Source organism: Pseudomonas brassicacearum, from assembly GCF_003732175.1.
GTDB classification, from domain to species: Bacteria; Pseudomonadota; Gammaproteobacteria; order Pseudomonadales; family Pseudomonadaceae; genus Aquipseudomonas; species Aquipseudomonas brassicacearum_G.
The window spans coordinates 81,846-95,105 of the sequence record NZ_MOBI01000008.1 but is presented as its reverse complement, the minus strand read 5'-3'; the positions used below and the strand labels follow the sequence as shown (position 1 = coordinate 95,105).

Annotated in this window: 12 protein-coding genes; 5 read left to right on the top strand and 7 right to left on the bottom strand. The window is 60.8% G+C overall.

Features of this window, described 5'->3' with window-relative positions:
• Nucleotides 1–176 precede the first annotated feature (176 nt).
• From trkA to def, 4 genes are all read right to left on the bottom strand, one after another.
• On the bottom strand, nucleotides 177–1,550 hold the full coding sequence (trkA, locus tag BK658_RS07900) for a Trk system potassium transporter TrkA (protein ID WP_054594890.1): 1,374 nt from the start codon (nucleotides 1,548–1,550) through the stop codon (nucleotides 177–179).
• Between the two features lie 23 nt (nucleotides 1,551–1,573).
• Nucleotides 1,574–2,884: a 16S rRNA (cytosine(967)-C(5))-methyltransferase RsmB gene (gene rsmB, locus BK658_RS07895; RefSeq protein ID WP_123581834.1), complete on the bottom strand. Its 1,311-nt coding sequence runs from the start codon at nucleotides 2,882–2,884 to the stop codon at nucleotides 1,574–1,576.
• A complete protein-coding gene (gene fmt, locus BK658_RS07890) occupies nucleotides 2,881–3,840 on the bottom strand; it encodes a methionyl-tRNA formyltransferase (protein WP_123581833.1) in 960 nt (319 codons plus the stop codon). The genes rsmB and fmt overlap by 4 nt, the downstream gene beginning before the upstream one ends.
• A gap of 66 nt (nucleotides 3,841–3,906) precedes the next feature.
• Complete coding sequence (def, locus tag BK658_RS07885; RefSeq protein ID WP_123581832.1) at nucleotides 3,907–4,413, bottom strand: peptide deformylase; 507 nt, start codon at nucleotides 4,411–4,413, stop codon at nucleotides 3,907–3,909.
• Between the two features lie 170 nt (nucleotides 4,414–4,583).
• Between def and BK658_RS07880 the strand changes: the two genes are divergently transcribed.
• From BK658_RS07880 to tsaC, 3 genes are all read left to right on the top strand, one after another.
• Nucleotides 4,584–5,609 carry a LysM peptidoglycan-binding domain-containing protein gene (locus BK658_RS07880; RefSeq protein WP_123581831.1) on the top strand — a complete coding sequence of 342 codons (1,026 nt, stop codon included), beginning with the start codon at nucleotides 4,584–4,586 and terminating at the stop codon, nucleotides 5,607–5,609.
• 80 nt (nucleotides 5,610–5,689) lie between these two features.
• Nucleotides 5,690–6,793 carry a DNA-processing protein DprA gene (dprA, locus tag BK658_RS07875; protein ID WP_123581830.1) on the top strand — a complete coding sequence of 368 codons (1,104 nt, stop codon included), beginning with the start codon at nucleotides 5,690–5,692 and terminating at the stop codon, nucleotides 6,791–6,793.
• 51 nt (nucleotides 6,794–6,844) lie between these two features.
• Entirely contained in the window at nucleotides 6,845–7,402 is a 558-nt protein-coding gene (gene tsaC / locus BK658_RS07870) for an L-threonylcarbamoyladenylate synthase type 1 TsaC (protein WP_054594896.1), read from the top strand.
• A 133-nt stretch (nucleotides 7,403–7,535) separates the two neighbouring features.
• On the opposite strand, the gene BK658_RS07865 is transcribed toward tsaC, so the two are convergent.
• Nucleotides 7,536–8,513 (bottom strand): NADPH:quinone reductase, encoded by a 978-nt coding sequence (locus BK658_RS07865; protein WP_123581829.1) that lies wholly within the window; start codon nucleotides 8,511–8,513, stop codon nucleotides 7,536–7,538.
• A gap of 179 nt (nucleotides 8,514–8,692) precedes the next feature.
• Here BK658_RS07865 and hemF point away from each other — a divergent pair, with 179 nt between their 5' ends.
• Both hemF and aroE read left to right on the top strand, forming a co-directional pair.
• Nucleotides 8,693–9,607 (top strand): oxygen-dependent coproporphyrinogen oxidase, encoded by a 915-nt coding sequence (gene hemF / locus BK658_RS07860; RefSeq protein WP_123581828.1) that lies wholly within the window; start codon nucleotides 8,693–8,695, stop codon nucleotides 9,605–9,607.
• A 13-nt stretch (nucleotides 9,608–9,620) separates the two neighbouring features.
• On the top strand, nucleotides 9,621–10,442 hold the full coding sequence (gene aroE / locus BK658_RS07855; RefSeq protein WP_123581827.1) for a shikimate dehydrogenase: 822 nt from the start codon (nucleotides 9,621–9,623) through the stop codon (nucleotides 10,440–10,442).
• A gap of 165 nt (nucleotides 10,443–10,607) precedes the next feature.
• Here aroE and BK658_RS07850 read toward each other — a convergent pair whose 3' ends face one another.
• Both BK658_RS07850 and choX read right to left on the bottom strand, forming a co-directional pair.
• Complete coding sequence (locus BK658_RS07850; RefSeq protein WP_123581826.1) at nucleotides 10,608–12,176, bottom strand: SulP family inorganic anion transporter; 1,569 nt, start codon at nucleotides 12,174–12,176, stop codon at nucleotides 10,608–10,610.
• A gap of 155 nt (nucleotides 12,177–12,331) precedes the next feature.
• On the bottom strand, nucleotides 12,332–13,252 hold the full coding sequence (gene choX / locus BK658_RS07840; protein WP_123581825.1) for a choline ABC transporter substrate-binding protein: 921 nt from the start codon (nucleotides 13,250–13,252) through the stop codon (nucleotides 12,332–12,334).
• Between the last annotated feature and the right edge of the window lie 8 nt (nucleotides 13,253–13,260).

Below are 13,260 nucleotides of genomic sequence, written 5' to 3'. Positions count from 1 at the left end.
GGTGGATTCCTTGTTGAGGAGTGTCAGGGATTGATCTGTTTTAGTGGGGCCGCTATCGCGAGCAGGCTCGCTCCCACATGTGATCTTCAGTGCACACCGATTTTGTGTACAACCGGATCTACTGTGGGAGCGAGCCTGCTCGCGATTGGGTCAGCCCGGCCAATGCAGATTCGGGATCAGAAGAAACTCAATCCCACGTGGAACAGCTTCTCCACATCGCGAATATGCTTTTTATCCACAAGGAACAGAATCACATGGTCGCCGGCTTCGATCACGGTGTCGTCGTGGGCGATCAACACTTCTTCGTCGCGAATGATCGCACCAATAGTAGTCCCTGGCGGCAGGACGATGTTTTCGATGGCCTTGCCGATGACCTTGCTCGACTTCGCGTCACCATGGGCAATCGCCTCGATGGCTTCTGCCGCACCGCGACGCAGTGAGTGCACGCTGACGATATCGCCCCGGCGTACGTGGGCCAGCAAAGTACCGATGGTCGCCAGTTGCGGGCTGATGGCGATATCGATATCACCGCCCTGAATCAGGTCGACATAGGCCGGGTTGTTGATGATGGTCATCACCTTTTTGGCGCCCAGGCGTTTGGCCAACAGCGACGACATGATGTTGGCTTCGTCGTCGTTGGTCAGCGCCAGGAACAGATCGGCGTCGGCGATGTTCTCTTCCAGCAGCAAATCGCGGTCCGAGGCACTGCCCTGCAACACCACGGTGCTGTCGAGGGTGTCCGAGAGGTAGCGGCAGCGCGCCGGGTTCATCTCGATGATCTTCACCTGATAACGGCTTTCTATGGCTTCGGCCAAGCGTTCGCCGATCTGCCCGCCACCGGCGATGACGATGCGTTTGTAGCTCTCGTCCAGCCGGCGCATTTCGCTCATCACGGCGCGAATGTTCGCCTTGGCCGCGATAAAAAACACTTCGTCGTCGGCTTCGATCACCGTATCGCCTTGCGGCAGGATCGGTCGATCACGACGGAAAATCGCCGCCACGCGGGTATCGACGTTCGGCATGTGTTCGCGCAACTGGCGCAGTTGCTGCCCCACCAACGGCCCGCCGTAGTAAGCCTTGACTGCCACCAGCTGGGCCTTGCCCTCGGCGAAGTCGATCACCTGCAAGGCACCGGGGTGCTCGATCAGGCGCTTGATGTAATGGGTCACCACTTGTTCTGGGCTGATCAGCACGTCGACCGGAATCGCGTCGTTGTCGAACAGGCCGGCGCGGGTCAGGTACGCGGCTTCGCGCACCCGGGCGATCTTGGTCGGCGTGTGAAACAGGGTGTGCGCGACCTGGCAGGCGACCATATTGGTCTCGTCGCTGTTGGTCACCGCCACCAGCATGTCGGCGTCATCGGCACCGGCCTGGCGCAGCACCGTCGGGAACGAGCCGCGACCTTGCACGGTGCGGATATCGAGACGGTCACCGAGGTCACGCAGGCGTTCGCCGTCGGTGTCGACCACGGTGATGTCGTTCGCTTCGCTGGCCAAGTGTTCCGCCAGCGTACCGCCGACCTGCCCGGCGCCGAGGATGATGATCTTCATCCGGTCACTCCCTTGAAATCCGCTTAACCGCGCGCGGCGGCAATCTTGATCAGCTTGGCGTAGTAGAACCCGTCGTGACCGCCCTCTTGCGCCAGCAACTGGCGGCCATGCGGTTGTTTGATACCGGCCTGGCTGGCGATATCCAGCTCGCGCGCACCCGGAGTTCGGGCGAGGAAGGCTTCGATGACTTCGGTGTTTTCGGTCGGCAAGGTCGAGCAGGTGGCGTAGAGCAGGATGCCGCCGACGTCGAGGGTCGGCCACATCGCGTCGAGCAGTTCGCCCTGAAGCACCGCGAGCGCAGCGATGTCATCCGGCTGGCGGGTCAGTTTGATGTCCGGGTGCCGGCGAATCACGCCGGTCGCCGAGCAGGGCGCGTCGAGCAGGATGCGCTGGAACGGCTTGCCGTCCCACCAGGCTTGAGTGTCGCGACCGTCGGCGGCGATCAATTCGGCGCTGAGGCCCAGGCGCTCAAGGTTTTCCCGCACGCGCACCAGACGCTTGGCTTCCAGGTCCACCGCTACCACGCCGGCCAGTTTCGGCTCGACTTCGAGGATGTGGCAGGTCTTGCCGCCTGGTGCACAGCAGGCGTCGAGCACCCGTTGACCGGGCGCCAGGTCCAGCAGGTCCGCCGCCAGTTGCGCGGCTTCGTCCTGCACGCTGATCCAGCCTTCGGCGAAACCTGGCAACTGGCGCACATCGCCCGGCGTGTCGAGCACGATGCCGTCCCGACTGAACACACACGGTTTCGCCGCGATACCGGCATCGCTCAGCAAGGCGAGGTAGGCATCGCGGGTGTGATGACGACGGTTGACCCGCAGGATCATCGGCGGGTGCGCGTTGTTTGCGGCGCAAATGGCTTCCCATTGCTCAGGCCAGAAAGCCTTGAGGGATTTTTGCAGCCAGCGCGGGTGCGCGGTGCGCACCACCGGATCGTGCTCAAGCTCGGCCAGCAGTGCTTCGCTTTCACGTTGGGCACGGCGCAGTACGGCGTTGAGCAGGGCTTTGGCCCACGGTTTTTTCAGCTTGTCGGCGCAGCCCACGGTTTCACCAATGGCGGCGTGGGCCGGGACACGGGTGTATAGCAACTGGTAGAGACCGACCAACAACAGCGCTTCAACGTCAGCATCAGCGGCTTTGAAAGGCTTTTGCAGCAGCTTGGCAGCCAGTGCCGACAAGCGCGGCTGCCAGCGCGCGGTGCCGAAGGCCAGGTCCTGGGTGAAACCGCGATCGCGGTCTTCGACCTTGTCCAGCTGCGTCGGCAATGAACTGTTCAGCGAAGCCTTGCCGTTAAGGACGGCGGCCAGGGCCTTGGCGGCGGCCAGACGCGGGTTCATTGGGCGTCCACCGCTTGGCCCAGGACAGTGCCAACGGCAAATTTCTCACGACGGCTGTTGAACAAGTCGCTGAAGTTCAGCGCCTTGCCACCGGGCAATTGCAGACGCGTCAGGCACAGCGCCTGTTCACCACAGGCGACAATCAAGCCGTCCTTGCTGGCGCCGAGGATTTCTCCCGGTGCGCTCTTGCCTTCGGCGAGGCTGGCAGCGAGCACTTTCAAGGCTTCGCCATTGAGCGTGCTGTGGCAGATCGGCCACGGATTGAACGCACGAACCAGACGTTCCAGCTCAACCGCAGGGCGGTTCCAGTCGATGCGTGCTTCGTCTTTGTTCAGTTTGTGAGCATAAGTAGCGAGGCGGTCGTCCTGCACTTCGCCTTCCAGCGTGCCGGCGGCCAGCCCGGCGATCGCCTGAACCACTGCTGGCGGGCCCATCTCGGCGAGACGGTCATGCAGGCTGCCGCCCGTGTCATCAGCGCTGATTGGCGTGGTGACCTTGAGCAGCATCGGCCCGGTGTCGAGGCCGGCTTCCATGCGCATCACGGTCACGCCGCTTTCAGCGTCGCCCGCTTCGACAGCGCGCTGGATCGGCGCCGCACCGCGCCAGCGTGGCAGCAACGAGGCATGACTGTTGATGCAGCCCAGGCGCGGAATATCCAGCACCACTTGCGGCAGGATCAGACCGTAGGCCACGACGACCATCAGGTCTGGCTTGAGTGCGGCTAAATCGGCCTGGGCGTCGGCGTTGCGCAGGGTCGGCGGTTGCAGCACCTGGATGTTGTGTTCCAGAGCCAACTGCTTGACCGGGCTCGGCATCAGCTTTTGCCCACGACCCGCCGGGCGATCCGGTTGGGTGTAGACCGCAACGATCTCATAAGGGCTGTCGAGCAGGGCCTTGAGGTGTTCGGCGGCAAATTCGGGGGTGCCGGCAAAGACGATGCGCAGTGGCTCAGTCATGGGGATTCTCGGTTGAAAACACGCGGAAAAGAAAAAGGCTTGCCGCAGCAAGCCTTTGGAAGGGCATCAAGCGTTCTGGCGATGGAGCTTTTCCAGCTTCTTCTTGATCCGGTCGCGTTTGAGCGTGGACAGGTAATCGACGAACAATTTGCCGTTGAGGTGGTCGCATTCGTGCTGAATGCACACCGCCAGCAGTTCTTCGGCGATCAGTTCAAAAGGCTTGCCGTCACGGTCCAGGGCGTTGATCTTCACGCGTTGCGGTCGGTCGACGTTTTCGTAGAAGCCCGGAACCGAAAGGCAGCCTTCCTGATACTGGCCCATCTCGTCGGTCAGGGTTTCGAATTCAGGGTTGATGAACACCCGAGGTTCGCTGCGGTCTTCGGAAAGGTCCATGACCACGATGCGTTTGTGCACGTTGACCTGGGTCGCCGCAAGGCCGATGCCGGGTGCTTCATACATTGTTTCAAACATGTCATCGACCAACTGCCGCACTTCGTCGTCCACTACGGCCACCGGTTTGGCGATAGTACGCAGGCGCGGGTCGGGAAATTCGAGGATGTTCAAAATAGCCATAAGCGTAATTGCTGCACGTGTGAAGTAAAGTCTGGGCCGATGGCCTGGCGGGTCCGAAGATGCAGGCTACCGTTGTAAAACGTAGCTCCCTTCTTTTCGAGAAGAGTCAGGAGCGAGCCACGGGGGCTCTGGCGTTCTACGTGAATGCACATAATAAAGGGATTCACCGCATGAGGAAATCACTACTCGCCTTGCTGCTTCTGGCCTCGGCCGGTTTCGCACACGGACAAGTGCAACTCAAGGAAGGTTTTCCACAGCATTACACAGTGGTGGCGGGCGACACACTGTGGGACATCTCCGGGAAATACCTCCGTGAACCCTGGAAATGGCCCGAACTCTGGCAGGCCAACCCGCAAATCGAAAACCCCAACCTGATCTATCCCGGTGACTCGCTGTCACTGGTCTATATCAACGGGCAGCCGCGCCTGACCCTCAATCGAGGGGCTTCACGCGGCACTATCAAGCTTTCGCCACAAGTACGCAGCACGCCGATGGCCGACGCCATTCCGAGTATTCCGCTGCGATCGATCAACAGCTTCCTGCTGAGCAACCGCATCATCGACAACGTCGAAGACTTCAACAAGGCGCCGTACATCGTTGCCGGCGACGCCGAACGGGTGCTCAGCGGCATGGGTGATCGCATCTACGCACGCGGCAAGTTCGACCCGGAGCATTCGGTTTACGGCATTTTCCGTCAGGGCAAGGTCTACAGCGACCCGCAAAGCAAAGAGTTCCTGGGGATCAACGCCGACGACATCGGCGGCGGCGAGATCATCGCCACTGAAGGCGATGTCGCCACTCTCGCCTTGCAACGCACCACTCAAGAGGTTCGTCTTGGCGACCGCTTGTTCAGCGGCGAAGAACGGGCGATCAACTCGACCTTCATGCCCAGCGCGCCAAAAACTGATATTCACGGCTTGATCATCGACGTGCCACGGGGCGTTACGCAGATCGGTGTGCTCGATGTGGTGACCCTGAACAAAGGCCAGCGCGACGGCTTGGCCGAGGGCAACGTGTTGGTAGTGATGAAAACCGGTGAAACCGTGCGTGATCGGGTCACCGGCGAACAGGTGAAAGTCCCGGATGAACGCGCCGGTTTGCTGATGATCTTCCGCACCTATGAAAAGCTCAGTTATGGCTTGGTACTCAACGCCTCGCGCTCCTTGGCGGTGATGGATAAGGTACGTAATCCGTAAAAGACTCAACAAGTTACCAACAGACTTATCCACAGCTTGTTCCTGATCCAACACGACCAATAACGATCAAGGATGATCTTATGCCGCTGTTCACATCTACGCAGGTTTCACCCGCGGAACTGGAAGCGCGTTTGCGTTTGCATCGTCTTCCAGAGCTTGGCCCTCGACGTTTTCAAAAGCTGCTCGAAGCCTTTGGCTCGGCCTCAAAAGCTATCAGCGCACCGGCCACTGCCTGGCGCGCCTTGGGGTTGCCGGCGGTGTGCGCCGAGGCCCGGCGTAGCCCGCTTATTCGTGATGGCGCCTACCACGCATTAGCCTGGCTAGAGCGCGAAGGCCAGTATTTACTGATGGTTGACCAGCCGGGCTACCCGGCACTGCTGGCAGAAATCAGTGATCCACCACCGTTGCTGTTTGTCGCGGGTGATCCGGGCATTCTGGAAAAACCGCAGTTGGCGATGGTCGGCAGCCGACGCGCATCGAGGCCGGGAATGGACACCGCGGCGGCGTTTTCCCGCAGCCTGGCGGGTGCTGGATTTGTCATCACCAGCGGTCTGGCATTGGGGATCGATGCGGCGGCGCATCAAGCCGCATTGGACGTCGGTGGGCAGACCGTCGGGGTGCTCGGCACCGGTCTGGAAAATTTTTATCCACAGCGCAATCGACGCATCGCCGACGCGATGATTGCGCAAGGCAGTGCGGTGGTTTCCGAGTTCCCGCTGGACGCCGGACCGCAGGCCAGCAACTTCCCGCGGCGCAATCGGATCATCAGCGGTTTATCCCTCGGCGTGCTGGTGGTCGAGGCCAGTGTCGCCAGCGGCTCGCTGATTACCGCACGGCTGGCGGCGGAACAGGGTCGCGAGGTGTATGCCATTCCAGGATCGATCCATCATCCCGGGGTCCGTGGTTGCCACCAACTGATACGTGACGGCGCGGTATTGGTGGAGACCATCGAACATATCCTCGAAGGCCTGCGCGGTTGGCAGAATCTACCGTTATCCACAGAAACTGCGGCGCCCATCGATCATCCGTTGCTGTGCCTGCTGTTCGCCGCCCCGCATACCAGCGAGGCCCTGGCCGACGCGGCGGGATGGGCGTTGCCGAAGGTATTGGCGGCGCTGACGGAGCTTGAAATGGATGGTCGGGCGGTGAGCGAAGGCGGACGCTGGTTTGCGCGCGTAAGCTAGCGTCATGAAAGATCGGTAAACTGCGCACAGCCTTATTTTGGAGAGTCGGTAATGGTCAACAGTTGGCGTGTGCAGCAAGCCGCACAAGCGATTCGCGCAGGGGCGGTGATTGCCTATCCAACCGAAGCGGTCTGGGGCCTGGGTTGCGACCCGTGGGATGAAGAGGCGGTGTATCGCTTGCTGGCGATCAAGGGCCGTTCGGTGGAAAAAGGCCTGATCCTGGTTGCCGACAATATTCGCCAGTTCGACTTCCTGTTCGAAGACTTCCCGGAGCTGTGGATGGATCGCATGGCCAGCACCTGGCCGGGGCCGAACACCTGGTTGGTGCCCCATCAAAACATGCTGCCGCAATGGATCACCGGGGTCCACGAGACCGTGGCATTGCGGGTTAGCGATCACCCGCAGGTGCGGGATTTGTGCGCGTTGGTCGGGCCATTGGTGTCGACTTCAGCCAACCCGCAAGGCCGCCCGGCAGCGCGTTCGCGAATTCGCGTCGAGCAGTATTTCCGTGGGCAGATCGACCTGGTACTGGGCGGTAATCTGGGCGGACGGAAAAACCCGAGCCTGATTCGCGATCTGGCGACCGGCAACGTGGTGCGCCCGGCCTGAGACCGAGGTGAGCCCATCGCGAGCAGGCTCGCTCCCACACTGGACCTATGTCGTACACAAATTCTGTGTTCACTAAAGATCTACTGTGGGAGCGAGCCTGCTCGCGATGAGGCCCGATCAAACACCCTGTTACTTAAGGCAAAAGCACCGTCGACCCGGTAGTACGTCGCGCCGACAGCTCAATCTGCGCTTTCGCCGCTTCAGCCAGTGGGTAACGCTGGTTGATGTCCACTTTCAACTTGCCGCTGATGATCATTGCGAACAGCTCATCGGCCATGGCTTGCAGGTTTTCAGCGTTATTGGCGTAAGTCCCCAGGGTTGGCCGGGTCACGTACAGAGAGCCTTTTGCCGCGAGAATCCCCAGGTTGACGCCGTCCACCGCACCCGATGCGTTGCCGAAACTCACCACCAGCCCGCGTGGCGCCACGCTGTCGAGCGAGGTCAGCCAGGTGTCCTTGCCAACGCCGTCGTAGACCACTGGCACCTTTTTGCCGTCAGTCAGTTCCAGCACGCGCTGTGCGACGTTTTCCTTGCTGTAGTCGATGGTTGCCCAGGCGCCGAGGGATTTTGCCAGTGCGGCTTTTTCCGGCGAACTGACGGTACCGATCAACTTCACGCCCAAGGCCTTGGCCCATTGGCAGGCCAGCGAACCGACACCACCGGCAGCGGCGTGGAACAGGATGGTCTCGCCACCCTTGAGTTCATAGGTCTGACGCAACAGGTACTGTACGGTCAGGCCCTTGAGCATGACGCCCGCGGCCTGTTCGAAACTGATAGCGTCTGGCAGATGCACCAGATTGTCTTGCGGTAACACATGCAACTCGCTGTAAGCACCCAGCGGGCCACTGCCGTAGGCCACGCGGTCACCGACCTTGAAGCGAGTGACGCCGCTGCCCACCGCGTCGACCACGCCCGCGCCTTCCGCGCCAAGGCCCGATGGCAGGGCGGGCGGTGCGTAGAGGCCGCTGCGGTAATAGGTGTCGATGAAATTCAGGCCGATGGCCTTGTTGCTCACACGCACCTGCTGCGGACCCGGCTCGGCAGGCTGATAATCCACATACTCAAGCACTTCGGGGCCGCCATGGGCACGGAACTGGATACGTTTGGCCATCTGCACTCTCCTTGGGTGTGTTTGCCGTCGGTCTTTCGGCGAAGGACCCTATCGGACTCCTAAGCTTGATCTTCGTCAACTGCGACGGTCACGAGTGCAGTGTTATGCTACGCGCCCATTTGCGCCGGCCGCCGTTCTGATCGAGCGCCGCGTAGCTTTGCCCGATTCAAGGTGATGCCATGACTACCCGCACCGAGGCCGTAAAAGCCTACCTGCTCGACCTGCAAGACCGCATTTGTGCTGCGCTGGAAGCCGAAGATGGTGGCACTCGTTTCGTCGAAGACGCCTGGACCCGGCCAGCCGGTGGTGGCGGTCGCACGCGGGTGATCGAAAACGGCGCGGTCATCGAGAAGGGCGGCGTCAACTTTTCCCACGTCTTTGGTAGCGGTCTTCCGCCGTCCGCCAGCGCTCATCGACCGGAACTGGCCGGGCGCGGTTTCGAAGCCCTCGGGGTATCGCTGGTCATTCACCCGCATAACCCGCATGTGCCAACGTCCCACGCCAACGTGCGCTTCTTCATCGCCGAGAAAGAAGGTGAAGAGCCGGTCTGGTGGTTCGGCGGCGGCTTCGACCTGACCCCTTACTACGGCAATGAAGAAGACTGCGTGCATTGGCACCGTGTGGCCGCGAAGGCCTGCGAGCCCTTTGGACCGGACGTCTACAGCCGTTACAAGGCGTGGTGCGACAGCTACTTCCACATCAAGCATCGCAACGAACCCCGGGGTATCGGCGGTCTGTTCTTCGATGACCTGAACGAGTGGGACTTCGACACCTGTTTCGCCTTCATGCGCGCTATCGGCGATGCTTACATCGACGCGTACTTGCCGATCGTCCAGCGTCGCAAGGCACAAGCCTTCACCGAAAAACAGCGCGAGTTCCAGGAATTCCGCCGTGGGCGCTACGTCGAGTTCAACCTGGTGTACGACCGCGGCACGCTGTTCGGCCTGCAATCGGGCGGGCGTACCGAGTCGATTCTCATGTCGCTGCCGCCGCAAGTGCGCTGGAGTTACGACTGGAAGGCCGAGCCTGGCAGTGAAGAAGCGCGCCTGACCGAGTATTTCCTGCAAGATCGCGATTGGTTGGCAAACGTCTGAACGAGGAATCCTGATGGACCGTTACGTCGTATTCGGTAACCCGATTGGCCACAGCAAATCGCCGTTGATCCATCGCCTGTTTGCCGAGCAGACCGCTCAGCAACTGGACTACAGCACCTTGCTGGCGCCGCTGGATGACTTTTCCGGTTGTGCCAAGGAGTTTTTCCGCGAAGGCCGTGGCGCCAACGTCACGGTGCCGTTCAAGGAGGAAGCCTATCGTCTGGCCAACAGCCTGACGGAACGGGCTCAGCGAGCAGGTGCGGTCAACACCTTGAGCAAACTGGCGGATGGCAGCCTGTTGGGCGACAACACTGATGGCGCCGGGCTGGTGCGGGATTTGACGGTCAACGCCGGGTTCAGCCTGCGCGGTAAACGCATTCTGCTGCTGGGTGCCGGCGGTGCGGTGCGTGGCGCGCTGGAGCCTTTGCTGGCCGAGCAGCCAGCGTCGGTGATCATCGCCAATCGCACGCTGGAAAAAGCCGAGTTGCTGGCCGAACTGTTCGCCGATCTCGGCCCGGTGTCCGCCAGCGGTTTCGACTGGTTGCGTGAGCCGGTGGACCTGATTATCAACGCCACGTCGGCCAGCCTGTCAGGTGATGTACCGCCGATTGCCAGCAGCTTGATCGAACCGGGCAAGACTGTTTGCTACGACATGATGTACGGCAAGGAACCGACCTCGTTCTGCCGCTGGGCCAGCGAACACGGCGCCGCGGTGTCGATGGATGGTTTGGGGATGCTCGCCGAACAGGCGGCCGAAGCGTTCTTCCTGTGGCGCGGCGTACGCCCTGACACCGCACCGGTGCTGGCCGAGCTCCGTCGCCAGTTGGCGTTGTAACTGGCGACGCTGGCCTTTGTGGCGAGGGGGCTTGCCCCCGTTGGGCTGCGCAGCGGCCCTGAAATCTGCTAACGCGATGTATCAGTAAGAGCGCGGTCGCTTCGCACCCGAACGGGGGCAAGCCCCCTCGCCACAGGGTTGAGCCCGACGCGGTATTTGCGTTGGTCAATCCTCAAACCGGATTGGGCATTTCTCCGGCCCTTCGAGCTTTATCAACTCTTCGACCACATGCCCCCGCGCCCGGCGCAGGATCAGGCTGCGGCCTTGTCTGAGCAGTCGTCGCGCTTCCTGGTGCAGCATCTCTACGCCGGAATAGTCGATGAAGTTGATGTACTGCCCTTCGATCACCACCTTCAATCCTTGAGTGCGTTGCAGACGGACTTGCAGGTAGTGGCTGGCGCCGAAGAAGATCGAGCCACCAACCCGCAGAATCTCTTCATCGCCTTCGCTCCATTGCTGCACGCGGGGTTGCGAGGTGCGTTTGAGGTAGAAAAACAGCGAGACCAACACCCCGGCGTAGATCGCCGTTTGTAGCTCCAGCAGTAATGTGGCGACGCACGTCAGCGCCATCACCGCGAATTCGGCATGGCTGACCCGGAACAACGCGCGAATGCCGCGATGGTCTACCAATCCCCAGCAAATCAGCAGAATACTGCCGGCCATGGCTGGAATCGGGATATGCGCTATCAGCGTCGCCCCGGTCAGCGCAAACACCGCTACCCACAGCGCCGAGAACACCCCGGCCAGTGGCGAGCAGGCACCCGCCTCATAACTCAATCCCGAACGGGTAAAGGATCCGGCCGACAGCGAGCCTGCGAAAAAGCTGCCGACGATGTTCGAAAGTCCCTGCGCACGGACCTCCTGATTCGCATCGAGTAATTGCTGCGAACGCGCCGACAAGGAGCGGGCAATCGACAGGCTGGTCACCAGCCCGAGCATGCCGACCGCCACCGCACTGGGCAGCAGGCGCAGCATCAGGTCCAGATCCAGCGGCAACAGACTGAACGGCGGCAGCCGGCCGACGAATGAGCTGACCAGCTTCACATGGCCAAACATCGATGGCCATAGCCACACCAACAGGCCGCTGAAAATCAGGCTGATCAACAGGCTCGGCCAGCGTGGCAATAGCAGTTTCAGCGTAATGCCCGCTGCCAGCGTGCCAAGACCCAGCACCAGCGACGGTTTATCCAGTGCGCCAATGTCACCGATCAATGACAGCAGACTGTTCAGCGCCGTGGCCTGATTCGGCAGATCCAGCCCCAACAGGTTCGGCAACTGCCCGAGGGCGATCACCACCGCCGCACCGAGGGTGAAACCCAGCACCACCGAGTGCGAGACAAAGTTCACCAACGCGCCAAAGCGCAGCATGCCCAGCAGCCACTGGAAAATACCGGCGAGGAAGGTCAGCAGCAGGATCAGCGTGATGTAGTCCTGGGAGCCAGGCACGGCCAAGGGACTGACGCTGGCGTAAAGAACAATAGAGATCGCCGCCGTCGGGCCACAGATCAAATGCCAGGAGGACCCCCAGAGGCAGGCAATCAACACCGGGATAATGGCGGCGTACAAGCCGTATTCGGCGGGTAACCCGGCGATCAGGGCGTAGGCAATGGATTGCGGTAACGCAAGAATCGCCCCGCTGAGGCCAACGACAAGATCGCGACCGACGCTGGCGCGGGTTTGCCGGGGCAGCCAACTGAGAAAGGGGAAGAGTTTATGGCGTCTGGAGATTGCCATGGGGCCTCTTGATTGGGGTTTTGGCGAAAGAGTATCAGGCCCGGACACTGATCGTGCCCTTGTGGGAGCGAGCCTGCTCGCGATGACGGCAGTACATTCAGCATCATTGTTTACTGATCCACCGCCATCGCGAGCAGGCTCGCTCCCACACGGAGTTAAAGTTTTGCTTTGACTGCCAGCAACGCGTCCTTCCCATCCACGGTCTTCACGCCATCAAGCCACTTGTCCAGCACCGCCGGATTGGCCTTGATCCACGCCTTTGCCGCGTCGGCGTTACTGACCTTCTTGTTGACCACTTCGGCCATGATGCTGTTCTCCATCTCCTGAGTGAAGCTCAGGTTGGTCAGCAATTTTCCAACGTTCGGGCAAACCTGTGCATAACCTTTGCGGGTCAGGGTATGGACACTGCCGGTGTCGCCGAAGTATTTCTCGCCGCCCTTCAGGTAATGCATTTTCAACTGCACGTTCATCGGGTGCGGGGTCCAGCCGAGGAAGGTCACGAACTTCTGTTTTTTAACCGCGCGAGACACTTCGGCGAGCATTGCCTGTTCGCTGGACTCGATCAGCTTCCACTGGCCGAGGTCGAAATCGTTCTTCTTGATGATTTCCTGCAAGGAAATGTTTGCAGGGGCGCCGGAGCCAATGCCGTAGATCTTCTTGTCGAACTTGTCGGCGTATTTATTCAGGTCGGCAAAGTTATGCACACCGGCGTCCCACACGTAGTCCGGGACGGCCAGGGTGAACTCGGTGCCATCAAGGTTCTTCGACAATTGGGTGACATCGCCATTGGCCACGAATTTGTCGTAGAAGCCCTGCTGCGCCGGCATCCAGTTACCCAGGAACACATCGACTTGGCCGTCCTTGAGCCCACCAAAGGTGATCGGCACGGCCAAGGTGTCGACCTTGGCCTTGTAGCCCATGCCATCCAGCAGGAAACCGGTGATAGCGTTGGTCGCGGCAATGTCGCTCCAGCCTGGGTCCGCCATTTTCACCGTGTCGCAACTTTGCTCGGCGTAGGCCGAAACGCTACTCAAGGCCAGCAGCCCCGCCGTCAGTACTGTGGATAACCTTTGCATGTTCTTCC